Here is a 20,487-nt window from a genome sequence, read left to right as displayed (position 1 = left end):
ATTGATTCAACAATCGCTAATAATTTTTGCTTACCGCAACTTATTGAGCGGATACACTTTTAATTTATCAAGTAACTGCAATTTCCCGACAGAAGCAGAGGTTATTTGGAAGCATCTGACTTTGGCAAATTGTCCTTAGATTGGAAATCACTGGCTCACATACAAAGCCTTAACCACGGGATCTATACGTAAGTCCACCTACGCGAACTTCCCTGCGAAAAGGCTATGCATACGTTTGTGTAGCCGTTATGTATTTCTACCAGAACCTCGAACTTAACCAAAATTAGCGTACCTAAAGGCTTGCCATAGGCCCATTTGGTGGTTTTATGAGGCTTTTGTTAGATATTCAACAATAATGGGCATACTGTAAATATCAAGTAAGTAAGCATCGAAACAGGGTAAACAGTATGTTGACGATAACGTGGCAAGAAGAGATTGCATCCTTGAAACAAGATTTGAGCAAGGAAATAAATAAAATTTCAGGTCATTCTGAGATTAATATACGTAATCATGTTTCTAATCATATTTGCATCAATAACCTGAAATCCAAGCTAGAACGATTAGATGAAATAGAGAAAATTCTTAGTATAGATAAATATAAAATTGCTTTTATAGGTACTATTGGTCAAGGAAAAACGACAGCTATTTGCCATCTTTTTAACTTAATAACTGATTTGAAGGTTTCCAAGACTAGTGGTGGTAAAACTGAAGATGTAACCGAAACCAAAGAGCTACTATCAACGGGGGCAGGCAGAACTACTATATGTGAAGTAATTATCAAAGCATCTGAAAAAACTTACATAGAGATAGAGCCTTATACAGTTGATGAAATGGAAAATCTTATTATTTAATTCTGCGAATATATTGCGAATAAAGATAATCCTCAACCAGATCAAAGAATAATTATTTCTAAAGAAATTGAAAGGGCTATTCAGAATATAAAGGATTTACGGGATTTGAGTAAAAGAGCACAAAGCTTTCTTTATCATGACAAAGGTCAAGATAAAGGTTTTGTTGCTAAATATGTTGAACACTATCGTACTCATTACAAGGCATGGAATACTAAACACGCTATCCATAGAAACTTCGGTTACTATGAGCCAAGAAATATAGACATATATTACGATATGAGGGTTTTTGCTGAAGGAAGAAATGAAGATGAAATGTTGAGGAAGTTTACCAACCAACCAAAACAGGAATTAGAAAATATCCTTAATGAGCTTACATCTGCGAATGAATCTTTAAAAACATTTATTCCTGAATTAGTCATACAACTTAACTCATTTTATGACAATTTTATAAGTGAAGTAGGTGTCAAAGTTCAATATGAAGCTATAAGAAAATTATCACCTCAAAGCGCAGATTCTGAATTCTGGACGGCTTTAATTAAAGAGAAAGGCAAGGTACAGCTTCCAGGTGAGAACTATACAAAGAATGTATGTAGGACATTGAAGAACGAACTTGAAAGTGAGCAAAGCCTCAATACATTTTTAGAGATTAAAGCAGGTGAGTATTGGGCAGAATTAGTTACTAAAATATTAAGCTTTTTCGGAGAAAAATAGACAGATAGCAATTTAAAATCGCATGGTAAATACTAAGAGATGCAATATTATTGCATCCCTATAACCAGTTTATAAACCAACCTAACTATCTATGACTAGCTTAAGTGAAGAAATATCCAGAAAACTAAATATATATAAGATAGACTATGCAGAATATACAAAGTGTTTGATTAGAAGGAGGGAAATTGTTCTTGATGGACGACCAGAAGAAAAAATTAGGCAATTGTTTCTCTACTTTTTAGTAAATCAAAGTGGACTATTCCCAAATAAAATTGATATAAGGGTGGAATCTGATAATCATGATATAGAATTATATAAAACTGCGGAAAATGAATATTTTAAACCATATTTACCTCCTCTAATGATTGTGGAAGTCAAGCGAGAAGAAGAAAACTTACGGAATCATGAGAAGCAGATTGAAAGATACCTAAAACAATCTTGTTCAGAAATTGGTATTTTATACAATTATCACCAAATTATTGCTTATATAAAAAAAGATGGAGTATTTATGAGTAATACTCTCAATAATCTTGAAGATATACCAGCTTTAATCTTGCAAAGTTCTAATAAATTAGATAAAAATATACTCGAATTTGAAAAAGCTGTAAATGGAAGTTTTGATAGCTTTGTTTATCTTGTTAATAAATACGGAAAATATAAACTTAACAGAATAGTTTTCAGACTTAAAGGTGAGCAGTTACCCATAGTAGGCTCTTTCTTCAAATTTCAAGAAAATAAGCTGTACTACAATATATATGTTCAAGATGTTCAAAAACAGCAAAGCTGTGATTTACAAGATTTTGAAAAACTAGTTTCTATTATTTATTAACAAATATAACGTGTATCCATATAAAAAATGAGCGTCAAAAAAATGGCAGGAATTATCCTTCCCAGTCTTGACGAGTATCGCACAGAAAATTGTCTGCGATCGCATCATCAAATAAATAGGGGCAATGCTCTGGAAAAGTTCGTAATGGTAAGTTAGTTTCTCGTAGCGCCAAATCCACTCCCGCTTCAAAGCCATCTAACAAGGCTTCTTCAATTCGAGACTTTAAGCTGGGGTTCTGTCGCAAATGTCTGTGGATGGCGCGACGCTGTTCTCGAATTGTTAAAAACCAACTGCGAGAGCGTTGTTCGGGTTGATACTCCCACATCAAGAGATGACCGAGTAATACACTCAGACGACTCACGAGTTCCCGATACTCCTGTCTACCCAAAGCTTGAATTTCCTCTTGCAGGTATTGCCAGTCTAGTTCCATAACTAGCCTCTGCTCTAACGCTTTAGCCTGCTGCTGTGTCCAGCCATAGAAGTCTTCGTCATACAAAAAAGGTTTGTCTATATCCATAGAGTTGAATCTTCACAGCAAAATACCACGAGCTAGTTTGATGATTTAAATTCAATCCTGAACAAATATTCAACTTGCTTTTGCTTCATCCCCGGATGCTTCAGCCACAGCCGCCAATCTATCTGCCGCAGCTTGGACGATTTGAGCCACTTGGGACAGAGGCATGTGCTGGATTTGTCTGAGAATTAGACTCAAATCTGAGGTTTCTTGTATTGGCTTACCATCCAGGCAACTGAGTAACTCTTGGAGTGTGTAACCCGCTCTCGCTGCGATTTTTGCTAAATATTCGGTATCTGGCACATTCACACCCTTTTCCCACAACTGAACAGCAGTAGCAGAAACTCCCAAAAGCTTGCCAAACCCTCGCTGGCTCATTGAACCACGAGCTAGTTTGATGATTTCAATCAGTTTTTCTCTGCTTTCGATGTTCACTGCTTATATAGCTAGCCAACTGTATTTACAAGTTTAGTGAACAAACCCTCAAACTTTACTTTTATATTGACAAGGTTCATTGTTAATGATAATCTAAAATGATTGTTGCAATGCTGCAATTAAACTTGCAGTATTGATATAGCAATTTTAATCAGGTTATCGGTAGTAATGCCGATAAGATAAAAGGTGCATCATGTTTCACAAGCCAGGCAAAAGTAATCAATATCGCCGCAAAGGTAAAAACCTAATAGCCACTAATAAAATTAAACCAGAACAGTGGCACATTTCAGAGGCTGAAGCGAAAGAAGCTTTAAAACTTAAAGGCTACGATGTTAAGCAAATCAAAAAAATCCATTGCCTGAAGCATCAAGTGTGTATTTCCTACTGGGATGCAAAAGGTAATGTGTGCAGCAGCTTTTTTAGCTACCGGATTTTTGCGCGTTGGCAAGAAGAAGCAGAAAAGCTAATTTATACCTGTCAAACCCTCAAGGGATGGGCGAAGATAAATTACCTTATGAAGTATGAATTTGCCTATTACAATTATCCTAGTGAAATGGAAGATGCACTCCACGCAATATTAGAAAACCACCTGTCTGTGTTAAAAGTAACGGCGCAACAAGTGGTTTTACAGTATTTTTAACAGCAAAAATTAGTTAGCGGCAGAAGTCGCTAACTCCGCGAGACGTTCTTGCTGGTCTAGAGATATACAAGATTGGATAAGCGTCTCTAAATCACCTTCCAAAACAGGGTTAAGGGAATAATTCTGACCTAACCGATGATCAGTAGCGCGGTTATCTTTATAATTGTAAGTGCGAATTTTTTCCGATCGCGATCCTGTACCAACTTGCGATCGCCGCATGGAAGTTACAGCTTCTTGTTGTTCGCGTAACTTCATCTCATACAATTTCGCCCGCAGAATTTGCATCGCCCGTTCTTTGTTTTGCAACTGGCTGCGTTCTTCTGTACAGAAAATCCGAATTCCCGTCGGTTTGTGCATCAAGTCGGCGGCTGTTTCCACCTTGTTGACGTTTTGACCACCAGCACCACCAGAACGGGCTGTAGTCATTTCAATATCTTTCGGGTCAATGTGAATTTCCACATCATCCACCTCTGGCATAATCGCCACGGTAGCTGTGGAAGTATGAACCCGTCCCCCAGATTCAGTTGCCGGCACGCGCTGCACACGATGCACTCCAGCTTCAAACTTTAACTGGCTGTAAACGTCATTACCTTTAATTTCGAGAATGACCTCTTTCCAGCCACCCATTTCTCCTCGAGATTCGCTCACTAGAGAAACTTTCCAACCTTGAGTCTGGGCATAGCGGGTGTACATCTGCATCAAATCGCCAGCCCAAATACTTGCTTCATCGCCACCAGTACCAGCGCGAATTTCCAACATGATATTCTTTTCATCATTGGGGTCGCGTGGAAGCAGTAAGACTTTCAAGCGAGTCTCTAAATATTCTATTTTTTGTTCAAGTTCCTTTACTTCCAGTGCTGCCATTTCTTGCAACTCTGGGTCACTCGCAGATTCTTTGTAAACCTGACGTGCTCCGATCAAGTCTTCTTGGGCTGCTTTCCAAATTTCATAGGTATTAACTACCTCTTCCAAAGAAGAACGAGACTTAGCAATTTCTTGATATTCATCAGGGTTGCTAGCGGTATCGGGGTCGCCAAGACGCCGTGTTAATTCATTAAAGGTTTGTTCAACGGATTTGAGTTTATCCAGTAAGTATGATTCAGCCATGACGAGTGCGATCGCTCCTTAAAAAATAACAAATTGGCTCGAGCATATAAATGAAAATCGACCCAGCTGATGCAGGGCCGTCGTTAACAGCAGAGCCAACTCGCTACTTTTTATTTTCTTCGTCGCCAGATGTTTGAGTGCTGCTCATACCGTACTTGCGGAGGAAGCGCTCTACTCGACCCTCAGTGTCAATAATCTTCTGAGTGCCGGTGTAAAATGGGTGATTTCCAGACCAAACATCTACGTGCAATTCTGGCTTAGTAGAGCCAATGGTCATAACAACTTGACCGTTGCAGTAAACTTTAGCGTCTGGATACCACTTGGGGTGAATATCAGATTTAGCCATTGTTCTTTTGTGATGAATCTATATAAATTATAACTTTTAGCGTTCAATTGAAGCTAGGGAGTGGGGAGATGAGGGAGATGCCCCATGCCCCATGTCCTAACGCTTAGAATACTGAGGTGCTTTCCGAGCTTTATGTAAACCATATTTTTTCCGCTCTTTTGCTCTCGGATCACGAGTCAAATAACCTTCGGTTTTCAAAGGTGGGCGGTTGTCTGGGTCTAGTTGGCACAAAGCACGAGCAACTCCCAAACGAACAGAATCAGCCTGTCCGGTCAAGCCGCCGCCTTCTGCTTTCACCAAAATGTCATATTCGTTTTCTAGTCCCAGAGTTTCTAGGGGTGCTTTGATCACTCCCAGGTAGTTGGGGTTAAATTGGAAATACAAGTTTCCATCTTTACCGTTTACAGTCAGTTGACCAGTGCCTGGAACCAAGCGTACCCTTGCTACTGCGTTCTTACGACGACCAGTACCCCAGTATACGGCGCGACCGCTATTGGCATCTGCTACTACCATTAATTTTCTTCTCCAGGAATTGTACTAATTTGTAGTTCTTTAGGTTGTTGAGCATCATGGGGATGCGTGGGACCAGCGTAGACTTTCAGCTTGGTGAACAACTGCTTGCCCAGGCTATTTTTAGGTAGCATACCTTTAACAGCCTGTTCTAAAATCCGCTCTGGTATGCGCTGTTGCAGTTTAGCGAAAGTTTCCGTTTTCATCCCACCGGGACGACCAGAATGGCGACGGTAAAGCTTTTGAGTGCGCTTTTTGCCTGTAACTGCGACTTTCTCGGCATTGATGACGATTACGAAGTCACCTGTATCTAGGTGGGGTGTATATTCGGGTTTCTTTTTGCCTCTCAAAATCTGGGCGATTTCGCTGGCGAGGCGACCGAGGCGTTGATCGGTGGCATCTACTATGTACCACTCATGCTCAAGGGATGCTTGAGAAGGAAGGTATGTTTTACTCGTTGTCATTTTTCATTTGTCCTTTGTCATTTTTAATTTGTCATTTGTCATTTGTCATTTGTCATTTGTCCTTTGTTATTCACTAATGACCATTGTAGAGACGCGATTAATCGCGTCTCTACGGACCAATGACTAATGACTCTTGACTAGTGACGAACTTTGGCAAGGTGTCGTACCAAATCTCTTTGGGAAAAGGAAAATCTGGATAGCCGACTCGCAACAAGCACAAACCTTGGGGCGGTGCGGCGTATTTTACTTCTTCCCGACGTTGTTCTTTCCAGAGTTCGGTGAAGCTAGAAAGTGTCCGTTGTCCAGAACCTACTTGTACCAGCATCCCTACCAATAGCCGTACCATGCCATACAAAAATCCATCTGCCTGTATTTCAATATGGATAAATGGCCCACTGCGACGACACTCTGCTACTTGCACCTCTACCCAGGAATGCGATCGCTTTGAGCCTGCACGGTGAAAAGCAGCTAAGTGATGCTTTCCCAACAGAGGTTCCAGGGCAGCTTGAATTAAGGATTCATCCAGGGGTGCATAATAATAATGCCAACTGAAGGGTCTTACAAACAAGTTAAGTCGATCTTCAGTATATATTGTGTAGCGATACCGTCGATAGGCTGCACTAAAGCGAGCGTGCCAACGGTTATCTACACTAGCTGAAGCCCTGATTAATATATCTGACGGCAGATAGCTATTGAGGATTGTTGCCCACTTGTGAGGCGGAATTAAACCTGTTGCTTCAAAATGGGCGACTTGAGCAGCAGCGTGAACTCCAGAATCGGTTCGTCCGGCACCGTGTAGTGTCACATGATGCCCAACAATAGTAGCGATCGCTATTTCGATCTCTTCTTGGACAGTCCGTTGGTTTTTTTGCCGTTGCCAGCCATGAAAATGAGTGCCCAGGTATTGGATAACCAGGGCTACTCGATGAGTTTGTGTAGGCTGGTGGCTTTCTAACATACAGATTTTGTCCTTTGTCATTTGTCCTTTGTTATTCACTAATGACTAATGACCAATGACCAATGACTTAAACCAATTCAATTATGGCCATTTTGGCATTATCACCCCGACGCGGTACGGTACGCAGGATGCGGGTATAACCACCCTGGCGATCGCCATATCGAGTTGGAGCTTGCTCAAATAGAGCGTGAACCAGTTGTTTGTCGAAGATATAGCCAAGGGCTTCCCGACGTGCTGACAAGGAGCCATTTTTGGCTAGGGTAATCATTTTTTCCACTTCACTTCGCAGAACTTTCGCTCTAATTAAAGTGGTGGTGATTTTACCATGACGGATCAGCTCGGTGGCGAGCGATCGCAGTAAAGCACGGCGTTGATCGGCTGGTTTACTGAGTTTTTTGACGCGACAACGGTGACGCATAATTATGCACTATGAATTATGAACGGTTTTTCTTAAGGGTGTTTAGAGCCTCTTTCCATTGGCAGGGTGATGCCCAAGCGTCGCTGCAAAGCTTCCACAACTTCTTCTGCTGACTTCTGCCCAAAGTTCTTAATTTCTAAGAGGTCTTCTTGGGTATAATCCAACAAATCTGCCACAGAGTTAACTTGTGCCCGTTTGAGACAGTTATATGCCCGTACAGAAAGTTGCAACTCTTCGATGGGTATCTGGGCAGTTGGATCGTCTGGAATATCGGAACCTGTGTCTGTTGGTTCGAGGGAGATGTCTTTCAACGGGTTGAATAAATCTACCAAGATCGCAGCGGCCGAAGATAGTGCTTCTTGAGGGGAAATACTGCCATTTGTCCAAACTTCCAACAGTAGTCGGTCTTTTGGAATCAAGTCTTCCCCACGAGATTCTTCAACACTGTAGTTGACTTTTCGCACCGGCATAAATATTGAGTCGATTTGGAGAAAATCCAACGATGTGGCTTCCTCACGTCCTCGCTCGACGGTGCGATAGCCTTTGCCTTTCTCGATCCGAAATTCCATTTCCAGCTTTCCACCCTCAGCGATGGTGGCTACATACTGGGTCGGATCGATCACTTCTACTTCACTGGGCAAATCAAAATGCGCCGCAGTGATTGTTGTTGGACCGCTAACAAGTAATCTACCAATCTGGGGCTGCGAAGAATAGTTTTTTAGGATAACTTCCTTCATTCTCATGAGGATTTCCAGCACATCTTCCCGCACGCCCGGAACTGTGGCGAACTCATGTGAAACGCCTGCAATCCGCACTGCTGTAACTGCTGTACCTTCTAAATTAGACAGTAAAACCCGCCGCAGTGCGTTGCCAACAGTTGTTCCTTGACCGCGTTCTAGAGGTTCCAGAACAAATTTACTGTAATGGTTCCGACTTTCTTCGGTATTCGACTCTACACATTCAATTTGAAACTGCGCCACGGATGAGCCTCCCTTTTTCTAAGGTGCTGCTAGCAGACAAATCAATTGCCTCCCGAATTGATTGCCAATTTTAGATTTTGGATTTTGGATTTTAGATAGTGCTTCTTTGGTCTACGCTCCGCCTCTTGTCGGCGGAACAAATCTTAAATCATCAACTTAAAACCCACCAAGCCCAGCACCCTTATAGTCGGGATCAATCTAAAATCGCAAATCTAAAATCCAAAATTGATTAATAATATTTTGGATAGCCGGAAGTTTAACAGCTTTCCCAGAAGGAAAATCTGACACGCTTCTGCTCGCCCAAGCTTTCACCCAATGACACTTTGCACGTTAGACGCCCAAGCGGTCATTGCTGGTTGTAACCTTTCGTCCTCACTGCCCAAGTCTTGGTGTTTAAACTCGACGGCGCTTGGGTGGACGACAACCATTGTGAGGAATCGGAGTAATATCCCGAATGAGTGTAATTTCCAGTCCTGCTCCTTGAAGTGCCCGGATAGCGGTTTCTCTACCTGCTCCTGGACCACTGACCATTACCTCAATTTGGCGCATTCCTTGATCAATAGCTCGACGGGCTGCACTTTCAGCAGCAGTTTGCGCTGCAAAGGGAGTTCCCTTTTTTGCTCCCTTAAAACCGCTAGAACCAGCACTAGCCCAGGAGATGACATCTCCATTTTGATCGGTAATGGTGACAATGCTATTGTTGAAAGTAGACTGGATGTAGGCCATCCCACTGGGTACATTCCGTTTCTGCTTCTTGCTCCCGGATTTTTTAGTTGGTTGTCTCGCCATACTTGTTTAGTTGATTTAAGGTAAAACTTGCTCGGATTAGCAAGCATTGCAAAATTATTTCCCTGGAGCCTTCTTCTTCCCAGCCACTGTCTGCCTTCTCCCTCGACGGGTTCTGGCATTTGTGCGAGTTCTTTGGCCTCTGACTGGTAAGCCCATACGATGACGACGCCCTCTGTAGGTACCAATGTCAACTAAGCGCTTGATGTTCAAAGACTCCAAGCGCCGCAAGTCGCCTTCAACTTGATAGTTGCTTTCTATTTCCCCTCGCAGGGCTGTCACATCGGCATCACTTAAGTCCTTAACGCGGGTGTCTGGGTTCACACCAGTAGCCGCTATAATTTCTTGAGACCGTGATAATCCAATTCCGTAGATGTAAGTCAGACCGATCTCGACGCGCTTATCGCGTGGAAGGTCTACTCCGGCAATACGTGCCACAATGAACTCTCCCTATTGTTCTCGCAATTACTGTTGGTTGGAAAAACGTGATTAATCGCGTCTTTTCGTTTTAATGATCATCTGCGTGTTACAACTGGCTCTGTTGGTAAGAGCGTTATCCTTGACGTTGTTTGTGCTTGGGGTTCACGCAGATCACCATGACGCGACCACGACGTTTGATCACGTTGCACTTTTCACAGATTTTCTTGACTGAGGCTCTAACTTTCATGCCTTTTATTCTTTGACTCCAAATATAAAATTATAGCATTTCTAGGGAAATTAATCAACTTAATTGACTGGGAAACAGTCAAAAAGATGGTTTTATGGTAAGATTCTCTACATATAGTTACTTCTTACGCAAGCGATAGGTAATTCTGCCTTTTGTCAAGTCGTAAGGAGTTAACTCCACCTTGACGCGATCGCCGGGCAAAATCTTGATATAATTTCGGCGAATCTTACCGGAAATGTGTGCCAGCACGTTAAAGCCATTATCCAAGTCAACGCGAAACATCGCATTAGGCAAGGACTCTGTAACCGTGCCTTCCATTTCAATCAAATCTTGTTTAGACAATTTGTTTTTTCCTCAACTCAACAATCTCCTGTTCAGTTGCAGCGCTTCATCTGCAAAGAAACACATTTTAAGAAAAATATCAACAGTTTATTAATATATCTTAGCTAAAATTGATCTTTTTCTTGGGAGGGGCATGGGGCATGGGGCAGTTGTACTGAGCGAACGCGAACAGCGTCTCGTAGAGAAGTCGTTAGCGTAGCCTCTCGTAGAGAAGTCTTGGGCATTGTGAAAAAACTAAACTTACTCTAGCTCCTCCCCTACTCCCCACTTCCCTTTCACGAAGCGATTACCTTTTGGAGTTCACCAGTGACATCTTCTTGGGACTGATTGCCATTTACTGTTAAAAGTTTTTGGCGGTCGCCGTAATAATCAATTAAAGGTGCAGTTTCAGCGCGGTACACTTCTAACCGACGACGAATTACCTCTTCGGCATCATCTTTTCGTCCTCTAGCTAGCAAACGTGCGATCACAACTTCATCTGGTGCATCTAGATTGACTACCTTTTCGCCACTCTGATGTATTGTTTCCAGCAATTCTTCTAAAAAAGCCGCTTGCGTCACTTTGCGGGGAAAACCATCCAGAATCCAACCATTTTCTGCATCTGGTTGGCTGAGGCGCTCCTGTACCAAGTCCTGCACTAGCTGGTCGGGTACTAACTCACCGCTATTTACATAGTTTTGAGCCTTGATTCCCAAAAGAGTTTGCTCTTTCATGGCTTGCCTTAATATTTCACCAGTAGAAATATGGGGAATATTCAAGTGTTCAGCCAAGGTTTGAGCTTGTGTTCCTTTACCAGCTCCAGGTGGTCCCAAGAAGATTAGTCGCGTCACTATTGTTTCACCATTCCTTCATAGCGCTGAGATATCACGTAAGTTTGGATTTGTCTTGCCGTATCAATCGCCACACCAACTAGAATTAACAAAGAGGTAGCACCCAGTCCCTTAAAGGTAGGTACTCCTAAAGCACTTTCCACTCCGGTTGGGATAATCGCAACCAAGCCTAAAAACATCGCCCCCAAAAAGGTGAGTCGGTTCGACACGCGTTCGATGTACTCACTAGTCGCCTTACCCGGACGAATGCCAGGAATACTAGAACCCATTTTTTTCAAGTTCTGCGCCACATCTACCGGGTTGAGAATCAACGAAGAATAGAAGTAGCTGAAGAAAATGATCGAAATCATGTAGACCAAGGCATAAACCCAGGAACTAGAACCGCTTGGACTGAGATAAGTGTTAACTATATTCGCCAATTCGGTATTTTTAGTAAAATTTGCGATCAGCAGTGGCAAACTGAGGATGGCGGCGGCAAAAATAATTGGCATTACGCCGCCTTGATTTAGCCGCAAGGGTAAAAAGCTACGTTGCTCTGCCAAAACTCGACGACCGACTTGGCGACGCGCCGAAATAATCGGGATGCGGCGCATTCCTTCCTGCACAACCACAATCCCAACAATGGTTGCCAGGAAAACTAAGATCAGTACGATCACCCGACCCACTGTTTCCCGACCGCCGACTTGCACCAAGTCGATAGTATCGCCTAAAGCTTTTGGTAATGAGGCGACAATGTTGACAAAAATCAACAATGATGCTCCATTTCCAATCCCCCGTTCTGTAATTAGTTCTGATGCCCACATTACGAACATCGAACCAGCTGTCAGAGCGATCGCAGTTTCAGCTACGAAGATTGGGCCTGGGTTTAAGGCAAATTGCTGGAGGAATAATGCCGAGAAAGCTGTACTTTGAATAATTGCCCAACATACAGTTACATAGCGGGTAATTTGCGATATTTTTCGCCGACCCGCTTCACCTTCATTTTTCTGTAAATTTTCTAAAGATGGAATCGCGGCGGTGAGCAATTGGATAATAATAGAGGCATTAATGAAGGGCAAAATCCCTAAAGCAAAAACGCCCAAAGTTGAAAGTCCGCGTCCTGAAAATATATCCAATAAACCGAATACGGAATTATTTCCCGATATGGCTTCATGAAACCGTTCTCGATTAATTCCTGGTATGGGCAAAAAGATGCCCAAGCGAACCAAAATTAAAATACCGACGGTGACAAGCAGCCTACCTCTAAGCCCGGCTGCTTGTGCCATCTGCATAAAAGTTTCTTGAGCCGTTGGGGCTTTATCTCGACTGATCATAGAGTGCTACCTTTATAGTGAACTCGGCGCTGACAGCGAGTTGGCTTGCATTTAAGTGCGCTGTTCCGGCTCACTCATAAGACTTCACAACTCCCCCCAGCTGCCTCAATTTTGCTACGAGCTGTACCTGTGAAAGCTGCCGCTTGTACCTTGAGCGGAGTGCTCAATTCCCCGTTACCTAAAATTTTCAATGGCCCCTTGACAGCAGTCAGGATACCTGCTGCTTTCAAAGAAATCAAAGTTACTTCTGTATTAGCGGGAAGGGAGGCTAGCTTCTCTACATTAATCGTAGTGTAAATCTTCTGATTCACAATCGGAAAGCCCTTGAGCTTAGGCAAGCGGCGGTACAATGGCTGTTGACCACCTTCAAAACCTGGTCGAGTCCCACTACCAGAGCGAGCTTTTTGACCTCGCATACCTAGACCAGCACTAGCACCTTGACCGGCAGAAATACCTCTACCTACACGCTTCTTACGTTTCTTTGAGCCTTTTTGCGGCTTAATATCATGGAGTCTCATAAGTTATCAACTTCTCATTTGTCGTTTGTGAGCCACTGCGGTCTTGGGGTCTCCCCAAGTGAAGCAGGTGGCATCATTTGTCGTCTCTTACAAAGTTCCGTTCAGACTTTGCGCTTTGTCATTTGTCATTTGTCCTTTGTTATTCACTAATGACTAATGACCAATGACTAATGACTAAATTAGATGTAGAGATTTTGAATAGGAATACCGCGATCTTCGGCGACCTCAGAAAGGGTACGCAGTGTAGATAAGGCATTGACTGCCGCTCTAGCATTATTGAGCGGATTGTTGGAGCCAAGTTGCTTGGCTAAGACGTTACGAACTCCTGCCAATTCCAACACAGTTCGTACAGCACCACCCGCAATTACCCCAGTACCAGGTGAGGCTGGACGCATAATTACCTTCGCACCGCCACCGACACCATCAATGGGATGGGGGATGGAGTTGGATTTGGTGATTGGAATATCAATGAGGTGTTTTTTGCCGTCGGCTACGCCTTTTTTGACAGCACCAATTACATCGGAAGCTTTGCCTACTCCAACTCCAACCTGACCGCGTTCGTTACCCACGACAACGATCGCTCGGAAGCTGAGTTTTTTACCACCTTTGACCACTTTACTCACGCGGCGGATTTGGATAACCCGTTCTTGCCAAGTGGTTTCTTCTTTTTTGGCACGCTTTGTTCTACTTTTACGCTCTGTTGCCATAATTTATGCTCTTTTAACTTCATTTGTCAGTTGTCATTTGTCAGTTGTCATTTGTCTTTTGTCATTTGTCCAATAACTAATGACCAATGACTAATGACCAATGACTTTAGAAATCTAAACCAGCTTCGCGTGCTGCATCAGCTAATGCTTTGACACGACCATGATATAAGTTACCACCGCGATCAAAGACTACTTTGGTGATGCCTTTTTCTAGCGATCGCACTGCGATCAACTTACCAACTTGCACCGATGCGTCGCGGTTTGCACATGACGCTAAACTAGATTTCAACTCTGGTTCTACAGTCGATGCTGCCACTATGGTTTGATGCTGAGTATCATCAATTATCTGGGCATAAATATGCTCATTAGAACGAAACACCGCTAAACGCGGACGTTCTGGGGAGCCAATAACTTTGCCCCGAACGCGTCGATGACGACGGTTTTTTGATTCTCTACGAGTAAGTTTCATATCTACTTCTTACCACCCTTACCAGTCTTACCAGCTTTCCGCCTGACCACTTCACCGGCATAGCGAATGCCTTTACCCTTGTAAGGTTCTGGTGGACGAACGGCACGAATTTTTGCGGCTGTATTACCTACGATTTCTTTGTCATAGCCGCTCACAATGACATTAGTAGTACCTTCGACTGCAAACTGAATTCCATCTGGGGGAACAATTTGCACTTGATGGCTGTAACCCATATTTAAAACTAGGTTCTGCCCTTGAAGTTGCGCCCTGTAACCAACACCTTGAATTTCCAACCGACGTTGAAAACCTTGGGAAACTCCCTCGACCATGTTGGCAACTAAAGTCCGGCTCAAGCCGTGCAGCTGCTTTGAGGTACGAGTTTCATCCCGACGGGTTACGTGTAATATTTCTCCCTCTTGGGAAACTGAGACATTAGCTGTGAGAGTGCGAGAAAGTTCTCCTTTCGGCCCTTTCACCACAACATTCGTACCATCGATCGCCACTTGAACTTTGGCGGGAATAGTAATTGGACGTTTACCAATACGAGACATGACTTTTGTCCTTTGTTATTTGTCGTTTGTCCTTTGCCTTTTGTGTTTCACTAATGACAAATGACTAATGACCAATGACTACCAAACGTAACAAAGCACTTCTCCACCCAAGTTCTGACGCCGCGCTTCGCGGTCAGTCATAATTCCACTGGATGTAGAAATAATGGCAATGCCAATGCCGCCTAGTACCCTTGGTAATTCTTTTCTATTGGAGTAAACACGCAAGCCGGGCTTACTCACTCGCTTTAAGGCGGTGATCAGAGGCTGACGGTTTTTACCCTTATATTTCAGGGAAATCACCAGGTTGTGTTTTACCCCTTCTTCTGCTTCTTCAATTTCAGCAATAAAGCCTTCCTCCCGTAGTACTTTGGCAATACTCCGGGTCATTTTTGTAGCTGGCACTTGTGTAGTTTGATGCCGCGCCAGGTTGGCATTGCGGATGCGCGTCAGCATATCTGCAATTGTGTCGTTAGCCGCCATCGTTCCCTCTATTGATGAACTTATTGATCGCGAAAGGGCATTCCTAATTCTTTAAGTAAGGCGCGACCCTCTTCGTCGTTTTTTGCTGTGGTGATGATGGAAATATCCATCCCACGCACTTGATCGATGCTGTCGTATTCGACTTCTGGAAAAATTAGCTGTTCTCTCACACCCAGAGTGTAGTTACCGCGTCCGTCAAAGCTTTTAGGGCTAACGCCGCGAAAATCTCGAATTCTGGGCAGTGACAGGCTAACCAGTCGGTCAAAAAAGGCATACATCCGTTCGGCTCTGAGAGTAACCATGATTCCTACAGGCATACCCTGACGAATCTTAAAGCCAGCGATCGCCTTTTTCGCCCGTGTCACCACTGGCTTTTGACCTGTTACCACGGCAATTTCGTTAATGGATGCCTCTAGTGACTTCGCATTTTGAGCCGCTTCACCCAAACCTCGGTTAATCGTAACTTTTACCAACTTCGGTACTTGATGAACGTTGGTATATTGAAACTGATTGACCAGTTTGGGGACGATTGTCTCTTGATATAAGGTTTTTAGTCTTGTTGTCGCCATAGTTTTTTTGTCCTGATATCCCTGGGCTTGGTCAGGGAACTTTTATTGTCCTTTGTCCTTTGTCTTTTTACTAATGACTAATGACTATTTATCCAGAATTTCGCCAGTTTTCTTGAGTTTTCTGACTTTTTTACCTTCTGAGGTAAAGGTATAACAGACACGACTGGCAACGTTTTGCTTGGTGGAATAAAGCATCACGTTGGAGCTATGAATCGGGAATTCTTGGGTGACAATCCGCCCTGATTCCCCTTCTTGCTGCGGTTTGACGTGCTTGGTTTTAATGTTGACACCTTTGACGATAACTTTACTCAGTTGGGGAAGTGCCTGAGTAATTTCGCCAACTTTTCCTTTGTCTTTGCCAGCAATCACTTGTACGGTGTCGCCAGTTTTGACGTGCATTTTGTGGAATACTTTGGGCGTACCTTGTTTGGTTGCCATTAAAGCACCTCCGGAGCCAGAGAAACAATTTTGGTAAAGTTTTTATCGCGCAGTTCCCGTGCAACTGGGCCAAAAACCCGTGTGCCTCTGGGATTACCGTCTTTGTTGATGATCACAGCAGCGTTATCATCAAAGCGAATGCTCATGCCACTGTCACGAGATACAGCTTTCCGAGTTCTGACAATTACTGCTTCCACGACATCAGACTTTTTTACAGCCATGTTGGGTGTAGCATCTTTGACAACGGCGATAATTTTATCGCCGATAAAACCATAACGGCGGTTGCCTCCACCTAAGATGCGGATGCACATTAGTTTACGGGCGCCGCTATTATCTGCGACATTCAGGTAAGTCTGGGGTTGAATCACAATTATTCTCCCTTGTAATGTTGTTAGTTTCTAACAACGATGAGGTTTAAGTAGGTTTGACGTTTAGGACTTCTGTGATTTTCCAGCGCTTGGTTTTACTCAGGGGTCTAGTTTCCTGAATGCGAACGCGATCGCCTACTTTACACTGATTTTCTTCGTCGTGAACTTTATATCGTTGAGTGTTAACTACAATCTTGCCGTACTTGGGGTGAGGAGCGCGGTTTTCTATGGCAACTACAACAGTTTTTTGCATTTTATCGCTCACTACCAAGCCAACTCGTTCTTTAACTGTCATAATCTCCTACTTTTCTTCTTTAGCCGATTCACTTGCAGCCCGTTTGCGTTCTGTTTCTAGCGTCAGCAATTGGGCTAACCGGTGTCGGATTTGTCGGAACTGGTGGGGCTTTTCTAGTTGTCTGGTGGCTTTTTGCAAACGCAACTGAAATAGTTGTCTTTTGATGGCGACAATTTCATCAGAGAGTTTCTCGTCACTTAATTCTCTAGCTTCTGACATTTTGGGAAGAGGCATAAGCTACTCCTGCTCCTGTGGTTGAGAGCGCACAATAAACTTGGTTTTGATGGGCAGCTTAAATGAAGCCAAGCGCATCGCTTCACGGGCGATTTCTTCACTAACTCCACCGATTTCAAACAAAATTCGCCCTGGCTTGACTACAGCTACCCAAAACTCTGGCGAACCTTTACCAGAACCCATCCGGGTTTCAGCAGGACGCATGGTTACAGGTTTATCAGGGAAAATCCGAATCCAGATTTGTCCACCCCGACGAATATAACGGGTCATTGCCCGACGGGAAGCCTCGATTTGCCGAGCGGTAATCCAAGCAGGTTCTTGCGCTTGGAGTGCAAAATCACCGAAGTTGAGGGTGCTACCACGGGTGGCTAGTCCCTCCATCCGTCCGCGCTGTTGTTTGCGGAATTTAGTTCTTCTAGGGCTTAACATGGTTTGTCACTTGTCATTTGTCATTTATCATTTGTCATTTGTCATCTGCCATTTCCTAATGACTAATGACTAATAACTAATGACGATTTATCCTTCATTTGAGCGGTCTTCAAATTGCTGGCGACGACGTTGTTGTTGACGACGACGGGGTTCACGATCGCGATCGCCGCGATCGCGTGGATCACGAGTTGCGGGTGGTAACGGAATTTCTTCCTGTCCAGGGATAATTTCTCCCTTAAACACCCATACTTTGATACCCAAAATGCCGTAAACAGTTTTTGCCGTGCAATAAGAGTAGTCAATATCAGCCCGTAAGGTATGTAAAGGTACTCTCCCTTCACGAGTCCACTCTGTCCGGGCAATTTCTGCACCGTTGAGCCGACCGCTGACTTGGATTTTAATACCTTGAACACCAGCGCGTTGGGCACGCTGAATCGATTGCCGCACTACCCGCCGAAAGGAAACCCGACGTTCCAATTGTTGAGCAATGTATTCCGCAATCAGGTAGGCATCAGCATCAACTCGTTGGATTTCAACTACGTTAATGCGAATTTGGCGATTACTACCTAACAGTCCTTGGAGTCCGGTACGTAAGGATTCGATACCTTGCCCACCACGTCCAACTACTACACCTGGTCTAGCTGTGCGTACTTCTAAGTCGATTTGGTCGGCTTTCCGCTCAATTCGTACCTCAGAAATTCCGGCGTTGTTTTGAGCCAGTCTACCCAGCTTTTGTTCGATGTATTGACGGAGTTTGTAGTCTTCTTGTAGAAGTTCTGGATAGCGATCAGGAACAGCAAACCAACGGGATTGATGTTCATGTGTAATACCCAGGCGAAAACCAACTGGATGAATCTTCTGTCCCACGAATGCTTCCTCTAAAATTTCTGACTTGACGCAATTTATTCGTGTAAAAAAAGCTTATTTTACTGGGGCAGATCCAACAGCCACAGTAATATGACACGTCGGCTTGCGAATTTGGTAAGCTCGACCTTGCGCCCTTGGCTGGAACCGCTTCAACGGCGGTCCTTGATCGGCATAAGCCTGAGTAATCACGAGTTGAGTCCGATCTAACCCAGCGTTGTGTTCGGCATTGGCAGCAGCGCTTCTGAGAACCTTCAATATGGGTTCAGTGGCGCGATAGGGCATGAATTCCAGAATGATTAGCGCTTCTCGGTACGATCGCCCCCGGATTTGATCGAGTACCCGACGCACTTTGTAGGCCGAGATGCGGATAAAACGAGCGATCGCCTTTACTTCAGTAGTATCATTAGCCATAATTTTCTCCAATTTTTTCATTTTTCATTTTTCATCTGTCATTTGTCTTTTGTCGAAAGCTAATGACAAATGACCAATGACTAATGACCAATGACTACCTACCTGCTTTTTTGTCGCTTTTTCCATGACCCCTGTAGGTGCGTGTCGGGGCAAATTCCCCCAACTTGTGTCCCACCATCTGTTCATTTACAAAAACTGGAACGTGTTGGCGTCCGTTGTGAACAGCTATGGTATGACCTACCATTAGGGGCAAAATCGTCGAAGCTCGTGACCAAGTTTTAATAACTTCTTTTCTATTGTTGTCGTTGAGCTTTTCAATTTTCTTTAGGAGATGGTCCGCAACGAAAGGACCTTTTTTTAGAGAACGACCCATAGTTCTATTTTGGATTTAGGATTTAGGAATTAGGAGTGAGGAGTGAGGAATTAGTAAGTTAGATTCAACTCATAACTCATAACTTCTAACTCTTTAAGATTCACGACCACCGCGACCGCGTTTAGAAGACTTACGGCGACGACGTACAATCAATTTGCTGCTGAGTTTCTTGCGATTGCGTGTCTTCGCACCCAATGTAGGTTTACCCCAAGGTGTTACAGGTCCCGATCTACCGATAGGTGCCCTACCTTCACCACCTCCATGTGGGTGATCAACGGGGTTCATGACGCTACCTCTAACCTTAGGACGGCGACCTTTCCAGCGATTTCGTCCGGCTTTACCTGCACTCAGGTTTCTAGCGTCGGTGTTGCCGACTTGCCCAATGGTGGCGTAGGACTCGCGTCGAATCAGGCGGACTTCTCCTGAAGGCAACTTCAGAGTTACATAATTACCTTCTTTTGCCACAACTTGGGCGCTAGCACCAGCAGCACGCACCATTTGACCACCTTTACCAGGAGTCAGTTCTACGTTGTGAACACTAGTACCCAAGGGAATCTTCCAGAGCGGTAAAGCATTACCATCTTCAAAGGGAGCCTCAGGCCCAGCAATAATTATTGTTCCAACTTTCAATCCGTTGGGGTGGAGAATGTACCGTTTTTCGCCATCTTGGTAATACAAAAGGGCAATTCGGGCATTGCGGTTAGGATCGTATTCAATCGCTGCGACTTTGGCAGGAATATTAAGTTTATCCCTTTTAAAATCGATGATCCGATAAAGCTGTTTGTGTCCGCCACCCCGACGACGACTAGTAATCCGCCCGTGATGATTCCGACCTTTGGCGCGATGCTTCGAGGTTGTTAGGGATTTCTCTGGCTCGGTTTTGGTAATTTCCGCAAAGTCAGAGATTGTAACTTGGCGAGTGCTGGGGGTATAAGGGCGATAAGAACGAGTACCCATAATCTATTTTGGATTTTGGATTTTTAATTTTGGATTTACTTAATTTTGGATTTTGGATTTTGGATTTAATGAGTGTTTAAATAATTGCGACCATTTTTGGTACTTATCTACTAAACTCTT

34 protein-coding genes are annotated in these 20,487 nt (G+C 43.8%); 4 read left to right on the top strand and 30 right to left on the bottom strand.

Features of this window, described 5'->3' with window-relative positions; translation table 11 throughout:
- The first annotated feature begins 407 nt into the window (after window positions 1-407).
- The 3 genes from HWQ38_RS26100 to HWQ38_RS26090 all read left to right on the top strand — a co-directional run bounded on the left by HWQ38_RS26100 (window position 408) and on the right by HWQ38_RS26090 (window position 2,391).
- Window positions 408-851 carry a hypothetical protein gene (locus tag HWQ38_RS26100; protein WP_292799362.1) on the top strand — a complete coding sequence of 148 codons (444 nt, stop codon included), beginning with the start codon at window positions 408-410 and terminating at the stop codon, window positions 849-851.
- Between the two features lie 105 nt (window positions 852-956).
- Window positions 957-1,562: a hypothetical protein gene (locus HWQ38_RS26095; protein ID WP_292799359.1), complete on the top strand. Its 606-nt coding sequence runs from the start codon at window positions 957-959 to the stop codon at window positions 1,560-1,562.
- Window positions 1,563-1,653: 91 nt separating this feature from the next.
- Window positions 1,654-2,391, top strand: coding sequence for a type I restriction enzyme HsdR N-terminal domain-containing protein (locus HWQ38_RS26090; RefSeq protein WP_292799357.1), 738 nt, complete (start codon window positions 1,654-1,656; stop codon window positions 2,389-2,391).
- A gap of 52 nt (window positions 2,392-2,443) precedes the next feature.
- Here the strand turns inward: HWQ38_RS26090 and HWQ38_RS26085 are convergent, their stop codons facing one another.
- Together HWQ38_RS26085 and HWQ38_RS26080 are read right to left on the bottom strand one after the other, a co-directional pair.
- Window positions 2,444-2,908 (bottom strand): DUF29 domain-containing protein, encoded by a 465-nt coding sequence (locus tag HWQ38_RS26085; protein ID WP_292799356.1) that lies wholly within the window; start codon window positions 2,906-2,908, stop codon window positions 2,444-2,446.
- Between the two features lie 69 nt (window positions 2,909-2,977).
- Complete coding sequence (locus tag HWQ38_RS26080; RefSeq protein ID WP_292799352.1) at window positions 2,978-3,340, bottom strand: helix-turn-helix transcriptional regulator; 363 nt, start codon at window positions 3,338-3,340, stop codon at window positions 2,978-2,980.
- Window positions 3,341-3,533: 193 nt separating this feature from the next.
- Here HWQ38_RS26080 and HWQ38_RS26075 point away from each other — a divergent pair, with 193 nt between their 5' ends.
- The gene (locus HWQ38_RS26075) at window positions 3,534-3,980 is read left to right on the top strand and encodes a hypothetical protein (protein ID WP_292799349.1); all 447 of its coding nucleotides are present in this window, start codon (window positions 3,534-3,536) and stop codon (window positions 3,978-3,980) included.
- A gap of 9 nt (window positions 3,981-3,989) precedes the next feature.
- On the opposite strand, the gene prfA is transcribed toward HWQ38_RS26075, so the two are convergent.
- The 28 genes from prfA to rplB all read right to left on the bottom strand — a co-directional run bounded on the left by prfA (window position 3,990) and on the right by rplB (window position 20,367).
- Entirely contained in the window at window positions 3,990-5,087 is a 1,098-nt protein-coding gene (prfA, locus tag HWQ38_RS26070; RefSeq protein WP_292799346.1) for a peptide chain release factor 1, read from the bottom strand.
- A gap of 103 nt (window positions 5,088-5,190) precedes the next feature.
- Window positions 5,191-5,433 (bottom strand): 50S ribosomal protein L31, encoded by a 243-nt coding sequence (gene rpmE, locus HWQ38_RS26065; RefSeq protein WP_292799343.1) that lies wholly within the window; start codon window positions 5,431-5,433, stop codon window positions 5,191-5,193.
- A gap of 96 nt (window positions 5,434-5,529) precedes the next feature.
- Window positions 5,530-5,946 carry a 30S ribosomal protein S9 gene (gene rpsI, locus HWQ38_RS26060; protein WP_012410698.1) on the bottom strand — a complete coding sequence of 139 codons (417 nt, stop codon included), beginning with the start codon at window positions 5,944-5,946 and terminating at the stop codon, window positions 5,530-5,532.
- Window positions 5,946-6,407, bottom strand: a complete 462-nt coding sequence (gene rplM / locus HWQ38_RS26055) for a 50S ribosomal protein L13 (RefSeq protein ID WP_292799340.1) — start codon at window positions 6,405-6,407, stop codon at window positions 5,946-5,948. Before rplM ends, rpsI begins: the two co-directional genes overlap by 1 nt.
- Window positions 6,408-6,516: 109 nt before the next feature.
- Window positions 6,517-7,365, bottom strand: a complete 849-nt coding sequence (gene truA / locus HWQ38_RS26050) for a tRNA pseudouridine(38-40) synthase TruA (RefSeq protein WP_292799337.1) — start codon at window positions 7,363-7,365, stop codon at window positions 6,517-6,519.
- 67 nt (window positions 7,366-7,432) lie between these two features.
- Entirely contained in the window at window positions 7,433-7,783 is a 351-nt protein-coding gene (rplQ, locus tag HWQ38_RS26045) for a 50S ribosomal protein L17 (protein ID WP_094349105.1), read from the bottom strand.
- A gap of 32 nt (window positions 7,784-7,815) precedes the next feature.
- Entirely contained in the window at window positions 7,816-8,763 is a 948-nt protein-coding gene (locus tag HWQ38_RS26040; RefSeq protein WP_292799334.1) for a DNA-directed RNA polymerase subunit alpha, read from the bottom strand.
- 393 nt (window positions 8,764-9,156) lie between these two features.
- The gene (gene rpsK / locus HWQ38_RS26035) at window positions 9,157-9,552 is read right to left on the bottom strand and encodes a 30S ribosomal protein S11 (protein WP_012410703.1); all 396 of its coding nucleotides are present in this window, start codon (window positions 9,550-9,552) and stop codon (window positions 9,157-9,159) included.
- A gap of 54 nt (window positions 9,553-9,606) precedes the next feature.
- A complete protein-coding gene (gene rpsM, locus HWQ38_RS26030; RefSeq protein ID WP_069070762.1) occupies window positions 9,607-9,987 on the bottom strand; it encodes a 30S ribosomal protein S13 in 381 nt (126 codons plus the stop codon).
- A gap of 115 nt (window positions 9,988-10,102) precedes the next feature.
- Entirely contained in the window at window positions 10,103-10,216 is a 114-nt protein-coding gene (gene rpmJ / locus HWQ38_RS26025) for a 50S ribosomal protein L36 (RefSeq protein WP_015129703.1), read from the bottom strand.
- Between the two features lie 117 nt (window positions 10,217-10,333).
- Window positions 10,334-10,558 carry a translation initiation factor IF-1 gene (gene infA / locus HWQ38_RS26020; RefSeq protein WP_006276978.1) on the bottom strand — a complete coding sequence of 75 codons (225 nt, stop codon included), beginning with the start codon at window positions 10,556-10,558 and terminating at the stop codon, window positions 10,334-10,336.
- A gap of 275 nt (window positions 10,559-10,833) precedes the next feature.
- Window positions 10,834-11,388 carry an adenylate kinase gene (locus HWQ38_RS26015; protein WP_292799331.1) on the bottom strand — a complete coding sequence of 185 codons (555 nt, stop codon included), beginning with the start codon at window positions 11,386-11,388 and terminating at the stop codon, window positions 10,834-10,836.
- On the bottom strand, window positions 11,388-12,701 hold the full coding sequence (gene secY, locus HWQ38_RS26010; RefSeq protein ID WP_292799328.1) for a preprotein translocase subunit SecY: 1,314 nt from the start codon (window positions 12,699-12,701) through the stop codon (window positions 11,388-11,390). Before secY ends, HWQ38_RS26015 begins: the two co-directional genes overlap by 1 nt.
- 74 nt (window positions 12,702-12,775) lie before the next feature.
- Window positions 12,776-13,219 (bottom strand): 50S ribosomal protein L15, encoded by a 444-nt coding sequence (gene rplO, locus HWQ38_RS26005; protein WP_292799326.1) that lies wholly within the window; start codon window positions 13,217-13,219, stop codon window positions 12,776-12,778.
- 179 nt (window positions 13,220-13,398) lie between these two features.
- Window positions 13,399-13,926 (bottom strand): 30S ribosomal protein S5, encoded by a 528-nt coding sequence (gene rpsE / locus HWQ38_RS26000; protein ID WP_094328453.1) that lies wholly within the window; start codon window positions 13,924-13,926, stop codon window positions 13,399-13,401.
- 106 nt (window positions 13,927-14,032) lie between these two features.
- Window positions 14,033-14,395 carry a 50S ribosomal protein L18 gene (gene rplR, locus HWQ38_RS25995; protein WP_099101131.1) on the bottom strand — a complete coding sequence of 121 codons (363 nt, stop codon included), beginning with the start codon at window positions 14,393-14,395 and terminating at the stop codon, window positions 14,033-14,035.
- Window positions 14,396-14,397: 2 nt separating this feature from the next.
- Window positions 14,398-14,946, bottom strand: coding sequence for a 50S ribosomal protein L6 (gene rplF, locus HWQ38_RS25990; protein ID WP_292799323.1), 549 nt, complete (start codon window positions 14,944-14,946; stop codon window positions 14,398-14,400).
- A gap of 78 nt (window positions 14,947-15,024) precedes the next feature.
- Window positions 15,025-15,426, bottom strand: coding sequence for a 30S ribosomal protein S8 (gene rpsH, locus HWQ38_RS25985; RefSeq protein WP_012410712.1), 402 nt, complete (start codon window positions 15,424-15,426; stop codon window positions 15,025-15,027).
- A gap of 20 nt (window positions 15,427-15,446) precedes the next feature.
- Window positions 15,447-15,995: a 50S ribosomal protein L5 gene (rplE, locus tag HWQ38_RS25980; RefSeq protein ID WP_292799320.1), complete on the bottom strand. Its 549-nt coding sequence runs from the start codon at window positions 15,993-15,995 to the stop codon at window positions 15,447-15,449.
- 84 nt (window positions 15,996-16,079) lie between these two features.
- Window positions 16,080-16,433, bottom strand: a complete 354-nt coding sequence (rplX, locus tag HWQ38_RS25975; RefSeq protein ID WP_292799317.1) for a 50S ribosomal protein L24 — start codon at window positions 16,431-16,433, stop codon at window positions 16,080-16,082.
- The gene (gene rplN / locus HWQ38_RS25970; protein ID WP_069070772.1) at window positions 16,433-16,801 is read right to left on the bottom strand and encodes a 50S ribosomal protein L14; all 369 of its coding nucleotides are present in this window, start codon (window positions 16,799-16,801) and stop codon (window positions 16,433-16,435) included. Before rplN ends, rplX begins: the two co-directional genes overlap by 1 nt.
- Window positions 16,802-16,847: 46 nt before the next feature.
- Entirely contained in the window at window positions 16,848-17,096 is a 249-nt protein-coding gene (gene rpsQ / locus HWQ38_RS25965; protein WP_292799315.1) for a 30S ribosomal protein S17, read from the bottom strand.
- Window positions 17,097-17,102: 6 nt separating this feature from the next.
- A complete protein-coding gene (gene rpmC / locus HWQ38_RS25960) occupies window positions 17,103-17,330 on the bottom strand; it encodes a 50S ribosomal protein L29 (RefSeq protein ID WP_292799312.1) in 228 nt (75 codons plus the stop codon).
- 3 nt (window positions 17,331-17,333) lie between these two features.
- The gene (gene rplP, locus HWQ38_RS25955; protein WP_292799309.1) at window positions 17,334-17,759 is read right to left on the bottom strand and encodes a 50S ribosomal protein L16; all 426 of its coding nucleotides are present in this window, start codon (window positions 17,757-17,759) and stop codon (window positions 17,334-17,336) included.
- An 87-nt stretch (window positions 17,760-17,846) separates the two neighbouring features.
- Window positions 17,847-18,626, bottom strand: coding sequence for a 30S ribosomal protein S3 (rpsC, locus tag HWQ38_RS25950; protein WP_292799306.1), 780 nt, complete (start codon window positions 18,624-18,626; stop codon window positions 17,847-17,849).
- Between the two features lie 54 nt (window positions 18,627-18,680).
- A complete protein-coding gene (gene rplV, locus HWQ38_RS25945) occupies window positions 18,681-19,037 on the bottom strand; it encodes a 50S ribosomal protein L22 (RefSeq protein WP_292799304.1) in 357 nt (118 codons plus the stop codon).
- A 94-nt stretch (window positions 19,038-19,131) separates the two neighbouring features.
- A complete protein-coding gene (gene rpsS / locus HWQ38_RS25940; RefSeq protein WP_012410721.1) occupies window positions 19,132-19,410 on the bottom strand; it encodes a 30S ribosomal protein S19 in 279 nt (92 codons plus the stop codon).
- 93 nt (window positions 19,411-19,503) lie between these two features.
- Window positions 19,504-20,367, bottom strand: coding sequence for a 50S ribosomal protein L2 (gene rplB, locus HWQ38_RS25935; RefSeq protein WP_292799301.1), 864 nt, complete (start codon window positions 20,365-20,367; stop codon window positions 19,504-19,506).
- Window positions 20,368-20,487: the final 120 nt, after the last annotated feature.

The organism is Nostoc sp. NMS7, from assembly GCF_017115085.1.
Lineage (GTDB): Bacteria > Cyanobacteriota > Cyanobacteriia > Cyanobacteriales > Nostocaceae > Nostoc.
The sequence above is the reverse complement of the archived record's forward strand: the minus strand, read 5'-3'. Positions and strand labels throughout refer to the sequence as shown.

Coding starts and splice junctions, on each gene's coding strand:
- rplO (WP_292799326.1), bottom strand. CDS start 13,219: ATGAGACTCCATGATATTAAGCCGCAAAAAGGCTCAAAGAAACGTAAG.
- rplV (WP_292799304.1), bottom strand. CDS start 19,037: ATGGCTAATGATACTACTGAAGTAAAGGCGATCGCTCGTTTTATCCGC.
- HWQ38_RS26075 (WP_292799349.1), top strand. CDS start 3,534: ATGTTTCACAAGCCAGGCAAAAGTAATCAATATCGCCGCAAAGGTAAA.
- HWQ38_RS26100 (WP_292799362.1), top strand. CDS start 408: ATGTTGACGATAACGTGGCAAGAAGAGATTGCATCCTTGAAACAAGAT.
- rpmJ (WP_015129703.1), bottom strand. CDS start 10,216: ATGAAAGTTAGAGCCTCAGTCAAGAAAATCTGTGAAAAGTGCAACGTG.
- rplM (WP_292799340.1), bottom strand. CDS start 6,407: ATGACAACGAGTAAAACATACCTTCCTTCTCAAGCATCCCTTGAGCAT.
- rplP (WP_292799309.1), bottom strand. CDS start 17,759: ATGTTAAGCCCTAGAAGAACTAAATTCCGCAAACAACAGCGCGGACGG.
- rpmE (WP_292799343.1), bottom strand. CDS start 5,433: ATGGCTAAATCTGATATTCACCCCAAGTGGTATCCAGACGCTAAAGTT.
- rpsS (WP_012410721.1), bottom strand. CDS start 19,410: ATGGGTCGTTCTCTAAAAAAAGGTCCTTTCGTTGCGGACCATCTCCTA.
- prfA (WP_292799346.1), bottom strand. CDS start 5,087: ATGGCTGAATCATACTTACTGGATAAACTCAAATCCGTTGAACAAACC.
- rpsE (WP_094328453.1), bottom strand. CDS start 13,926: ATGGCAACAGAGCGTAAAAGTAGAACAAAGCGTGCCAAAAAAGAAGAA.
- rpsQ (WP_292799315.1), bottom strand. CDS start 17,096: ATGACAGTTAAAGAACGAGTTGGCTTGGTAGTGAGCGATAAAATGCAA.
- rplF (WP_292799323.1), bottom strand. CDS start 14,946: ATGTCTCGTATTGGTAAACGTCCAATTACTATTCCCGCCAAAGTTCAA.
- rpsH (WP_012410712.1), bottom strand. CDS start 15,426: ATGGCGGCTAACGACACAATTGCAGATATGCTGACGCGCATCCGCAAT.
- secY (WP_292799328.1), bottom strand. CDS start 12,701: ATGATCAGTCGAGATAAAGCCCCAACGGCTCAAGAAACTTTTATGCAG.
- rpsK (WP_012410703.1), bottom strand. CDS start 9,552: ATGGCGAGACAACCAACTAAAAAATCCGGGAGCAAGAAGCAGAAACGG.
- rplQ (WP_094349105.1), bottom strand. CDS start 7,783: ATGCGTCACCGTTGTCGCGTCAAAAAACTCAGTAAACCAGCCGATCAA.
- rplB (WP_292799301.1), bottom strand. CDS start 20,367: ATGGGTACTCGTTCTTATCGCCCTTATACCCCCAGCACTCGCCAAGTT.
- HWQ38_RS26085 (WP_292799356.1), bottom strand. CDS start 2,908: ATGGATATAGACAAACCTTTTTTGTATGACGAAGACTTCTATGGCTGG.
- rplE (WP_292799320.1), bottom strand. CDS start 15,995: ATGGCGACAACAAGACTAAAAACCTTATATCAAGAGACAATCGTCCCC.
- HWQ38_RS26090 (WP_292799357.1), top strand. CDS start 1,654: ATGACTAGCTTAAGTGAAGAAATATCCAGAAAACTAAATATATATAAG.
- rplR (WP_099101131.1), bottom strand. CDS start 14,395: ATGAAACTTACTCGTAGAGAATCAAAAAACCGTCGTCATCGACGCGTT.
- truA (WP_292799337.1), bottom strand. CDS start 7,365: ATGTTAGAAAGCCACCAGCCTACACAAACTCATCGAGTAGCCCTGGTT.
- rpmC (WP_292799312.1), bottom strand. CDS start 17,330: ATGCCTCTTCCCAAAATGTCAGAAGCTAGAGAATTAAGTGACGAGAAA.
- rplX (WP_292799317.1), bottom strand. CDS start 16,433: ATGGCAACCAAACAAGGTACGCCCAAAGTATTCCACAAAATGCACGTC.
- rpsI (WP_012410698.1), bottom strand. CDS start 5,946: ATGGTAGTAGCAGATGCCAATAGCGGTCGCGCCGTATACTGGGGTACT.